This is a genomic window from Streptomyces aureus (assembly GCF_001418135.1).
Taxonomy (GTDB): domain Bacteria; phylum Actinomycetota; class Actinomycetes; order Streptomycetales; family Streptomycetaceae; genus Streptomyces; species Streptomyces aureus_A.
In genome coordinates this window covers 1-4,327 of sequence record NZ_LIPQ01000498.1, presented here as the reverse complement: position 1 = coordinate 4,327, position 4,327 = coordinate 1, and the positions used below count along the sequence as shown (strand labels likewise).

At 73.8% G+C, this 4,327-nt stretch carries 5 protein-coding genes; 4 read left to right on the top strand and 1 reads right to left on the bottom strand.

Features of this window, described 5'->3' with window-relative positions:
- The 3 genes from AOK00_RS32270 to AOK00_RS32260 form a co-directional block, all read left to right on the top strand.
- The coding region (locus AOK00_RS32270) for a vWA domain-containing protein (protein ID WP_159041894.1) at positions 1–851 on the top strand (851 nt) is incomplete at its 5' end.
- A complete protein-coding gene (gene cobO, locus AOK00_RS32265; protein ID WP_055603717.1) occupies positions 851–1,459 on the top strand; it encodes a cob(I)yrinic acid a,c-diamide adenosyltransferase in 609 nt (202 codons plus the stop codon). The genes AOK00_RS32270 and cobO, both read left to right, overlap by 1 nt.
- Complete coding sequence (locus tag AOK00_RS32260) at positions 1,453–2,880, top strand: cobyrinate a,c-diamide synthase (RefSeq protein WP_055603716.1); 1,428 nt, start codon at positions 1,453–1,455, stop codon at positions 2,878–2,880. Before cobO ends, AOK00_RS32260 begins: the two co-directional genes overlap by 7 nt.
- A gap of 2 nt (positions 2,881–2,882) precedes the next feature.
- Here the strand turns inward: AOK00_RS32260 and AOK00_RS32255 are convergent, their stop codons facing one another.
- A complete protein-coding gene (locus AOK00_RS32255) occupies positions 2,883–3,611 on the bottom strand; it encodes a ZIP family metal transporter (RefSeq protein ID WP_055603718.1) in 729 nt (242 codons plus the stop codon).
- 21 nt (positions 3,612–3,632) lie between these two features.
- Here AOK00_RS32255 and AOK00_RS37790 point away from each other — a divergent pair.
- The coding region (locus AOK00_RS37790; RefSeq protein ID WP_173861699.1) for a cobalamin biosynthesis protein at positions 3,633–4,327 on the top strand (695 nt) is incomplete at its 3' end.

The following is a 4,327-nucleotide window of genomic DNA, read 5'->3' as shown; positions in this document are numbered from 1 at the left end:
GCGCCGCCGTCGCCGCCGCCGAGCCCTTCCGTACGAAGGTGCTCAGCGTCCCCGGCCTGGGCGAGGGCGCGGCCGGGCGCCGCTCCCGGGCCCGCACCGAGCACGGCCGCACCACCGGATCCGTACGTCCCCGGGGCGCGCTGACCAAGCTGCACCTGGCCGCCACCGTGCAGGCCGCCGCCCCGCACCAGAAGGCCCGTGGGCGGACCGGCCCCGGGCTCGTGGTCCGCCGGGACGACCTGCGGCAGGCGACCCGGGAGGGGCGTGAGGGGAACCTGGTGCTCTTCGCCGTGGACGCCTCCGGTTCGATGGCGGCCCGGCGGCGGATGAGCGCCGTCAAGGGCGCCGTCCTCTCCCTGCTGCTCGACGCCTACCAGCGGCGCGACAAGGTCGGTCTGATCACCTTCCGGGGCCGCGACGCCGAGGTGGCGCTGCCGCCGACCTCGTCCGTCGACGCGGCCGCCGCCCGTCTGGAGAAGCTCCCGACCGGTGGCCGTACCCCGCTGTCGGCCGGTCTCCTCAAGGCCCACGACGTCCTGCGCGTCGAGCGGCTGCGGGACCCCTCGCGCCGCCCGCTGCTCGTCGTCGTCACCGACGGGCGGGCGACCGGAGGCGGCGCCGACCCGGTGGCGCTCGCCGCCCGCGCGGCGCGGCTGCACGCCGCCGACGGCACGGCCTCCGTCGTCGTCGACTGCGAGACGGGACCGGTGCGGCTCGGGCTCGCCCGTGAACTCGCCCGTGAACTCGGCGGCACCGCCGTCACCCTGGACGAGCTGCGCGCCGACTCGATCGCCGGACTCGTCCGGGACGTACAGGGAAACCGGAACACCACTGCCAGGAGGGCCGCTTAATGCCGCAGGGACAGCCGACCGTCGTTCCCGACGACGGTCTCACCACCCGTCAGCGCCGCAACCGCGCGCTGGTGATGGTGCACACGGGCGTCGGCAAGGGGAAGTCGACCGCCGCGTTCGGCATGGCGCTGCGCGCCTGGAACCAGGGCTGGCCGATCGGGGTGTTCCAGTTCGTGAAGTCCGCCAAGTGGAAGGTCGGCGAGGAGAACGCCCTCAAGGCGCTCGGCGAGACCGGCAAGGGCGGCACCGTCACCTGGAACAAGATGGGTGAGGGCTGGTCCTGGATCCAGCGCGAGGTCGCCGAGGGCGAGCAGTCGCACGAGGAGAAGGCCCGCGAGGGCTGGGAGCAGGTCAAGCGGGACCTCGCCGAGGAGAAGTACAAGTTCTACGTCCTCGACGAGTTCGCGTACCTGCTGCACTGGGGCTGGATCGACACGGCCGAGGTCGTCCAGGTGCTGCGCGACCGTCCCGGCCACCAGCACGTCGTCATCACCGGCCGCAACGCGCCGCAGGAGCTCGTCGACTTCGCGGATCTCGTCACCGACATGTCCAAGGTCAAGCACCCGATGGACGCCGGTCAGAAGGGCCAGCGGGGCATCGAGTGGTAGCACGTCTCGTCATCGCCGCGCCCTCGTCGGGCGCGGGCAAGACCACGGTCGCGACCGGCCTGATGGCCGCGTTCGCCGGCCGTGGTCTGGCGGTCTCGCCGCACAAGGTCGGACCGGACTACATCGACCCCGGCTACCACGCCCTCGCCACGGGCCGGCCGGGCCGCAACCTCGACGCGTACATGTGCGGTACGGGGCTGATCGCGCCGCTCTTCGAGCACGGGGCGCGCGGGTGCGACCTGGCGGTCGTCGAGGGAGTCATGGGCCTGTACGACGGGGCCGCCGACCAGGGCGAACTCGCCTCCACGGCACAGGTGTCGAAGCTGCTCAAGGCGCCGGTGGTGCTGGTCGTCGACGCCTCCTCGCAGTCACGGTCGGTGGCGGCGCTCGTGCACGGATTCGCGTCCTGGGATCCGGAGGTGCGGATCGGGGGCGTGATCCTGAACAAGGTCGCCACGGACCGGCACGAGCACTTGCTGCGCGAGGCGCTCGGGGAGTCCGGGGTTCCCGTGCTCGGGGTGCTGCGGCGGGCTCCGGCCGTGGCGACTCCGTCGCGGCATCTGGGGCTCGTGCCGGTGGCCGAGCGGCAGGCGGCCGCGGTCGAGGCGGTCGCGGCACAGGCGGAGCAGGTGCGTCAGGGCTGCGACCTGGACGCGCTGATGGCGCTTGCGAGGTCGGCGCCACCCCTGCACGCCGAGCCGTGGGAACCGCACGGGGTGTGGGCAGGCGTTCCGCGGGGCGGTGGGGGTACCCCCGGACGGAGCCCGGGGGAAGGTGGCCACCTCTCGACCACCGGGCCGCGGACGGCGGACGAGCCCGGCCGCAGGCCGCTCGTCGCCGTCGCCGGCGGAGCCGCCTTCACGTTCTCGTACGCCGAGCACACCGAGCTCCTGCGCGCGGCCGGCGCCGAGGTCGTCACGTTCGACCCGCTCCGGGACGAGGCCCTCCCCGAGGGGACTTCCGGGCTCGTCATAGGCGGTGGCTTTCCCGAGATGTACGGCGAGCAGCTGTCCGCCAACGAGCCGTTGCGGAAGGCCGTCGCCGCGCTCGCCGCGTCCGGCGCGCCCATCGCCGCCGAGTGCGCCGGGCTGCTGTATCTCGCGCGGTCGCTCGACGGCACCCCCATGTGCGGGGTGCTCGACGCGGACGCGCGGATGTCCGAGCGGCTCACGCTCGGGTACCGGGACGCCGTCGCCGTGAGCGACAGCGTGCTCGCGCCCGCCGGGGCGCGGATGCGGGGGCACGAGTTCCACCGGACCGTCATCGAGCCGGGCGCCGGGGCGGCGGCCGCGTGGGGGCTGCGGCAGCCCGAGAGGAGAGTCGAGGGCTTCGTGCAGGGCGGGGTCCACGCCAGCTATGTCCACACCCACTGGGCGGGGTCCCCGGAGGCCGCCGCGCGTTTCGTGGAGCACTGCAGGTGAGATCAGCCGCCGGAGACGCCCACCACGAGCCAGATGAAGCCCACGCCCCCCACCGTGCACAGCAGGGTGGAGCGGGCGGGGTGGTCGTGGTGGGCCTCCGGCAGGATCTCGGCGGCGGCCAGGTAGAGCAGGGCGCCGCCGAAGAACCCCAGATAGCTGCCGAGGAGTTCCACCGGAAGGGTGAACAGCAGGGTGGAGGCGGCGCCGATCAGCGGGGCGAGGGCGTCGGCGACGAGCATGCCGACGGCCTTGCGGCGGGCGTTCCCGTAGAGGCTGGTGATCGTGTACGTGTTGAAGCCGTCGGCGAAGTCGTGGGTGATGACGGCGAGGGCGACGGTGGCGCCCATGCCGCCGCCGACCTGGAAGGCCGCGCCCAGCGCGATGCCGTCCATGAGGCTGTGACCGACCATCGCGGCCGCCGCCGTCATGCCGACCTGGGGGACCCTCTCGTCGGCCGCGACGCCGTGTGCGGCCCGGCGTACGGCGAGGAGTCGCTCCACGACATGGGCGAGGAGGAAGCCGCCGACGAAGAGCAGCAGCGCCTCCGGAACTCCGAAGACCTCGTCGCCCGCCGCCTCCAGGGCCTCGGGCAGCAGGTCGAGTCCGACGACGCCGAGCATGAGTCCGCCGGCGAGGCCGAGGACGAGGTGACGCCGGTCGGTGACGCGTCCCGCGACCCAGCCTCCGAAGAGCGTCATGAGGAACGCGCCGAGCGCGACGACTACAGCCATGGGCCTTTGGTATCGGATGGGGTGGCGTCCGCGCACCTCGGTGTCGGCGCCCGGTCCGGGGTCCCGGTGGACGAGGTCCTCGCCCTGGTCGAGGCGGTTCTGCGGGAGGCGGGGCTGACGCGTACGGACGTCCGCTCGCTCGCCACGCTCGACGCGCGTGCGGCGGAGCCGGGGATCGCGGGGGCGGCGGAGGAGCTCGGCGTCCCGGTGCGGGCGTTCACGGCTGAGGAGCTCGCGGCCGTGCCCGTACCGCATCCGTCGGGGCGGCCGCTGGCCGCGACAGGTACGGCCTCGGTGGCGGAGGCGGCCGCGCTGCTCGCGGCGGGCGGGGGCACGTCCGCCGGGCTGCTCGTACCGAAGCGGAAAACCCGCCGCGTAACGTGCGCTCTCGCCCGTTCTGTCCCGGTTCGTCCGAACGAACACGCCCCAGGCGTACGGTTGTTGCCCCGAACTCACGGGTACATCGCTGGCGAGCCTGGCTCACCCCCCACCATCCCCACCCCCCACACGACGGCGGCCATGGACATGCACCTGCATACCGACGCCCACGACCTGCGCCACCACGGTGACGCCGAGGTACGGGACGAGAAACTCATCGACCTGGCGGTCAACGTCCGGACGAACACCCCACCGGACTGGCTGCGGGAGCGGATCGCCGACTCCCTGACCGGACTCGCCGCCTATCCCGACGGCCGGGCCGCGCGCGCGGCCGTGGC

What these genes read in the sequence shown, in the direction of transcription:
- cobO (WP_055603717.1), top strand. Translation starts at nt 851, where the DNA reads ATGCCGCAGGGACAGCCGACCGTCGTTCCCGACGACGGTCTCACCACC.
- AOK00_RS32255 (WP_055603718.1), bottom strand. Translation starts at nt 3,611, where the DNA reads ATGGCTGTAGTCGTCGCGCTCGGCGCGTTCCTCATGACGCTCTTCGGA.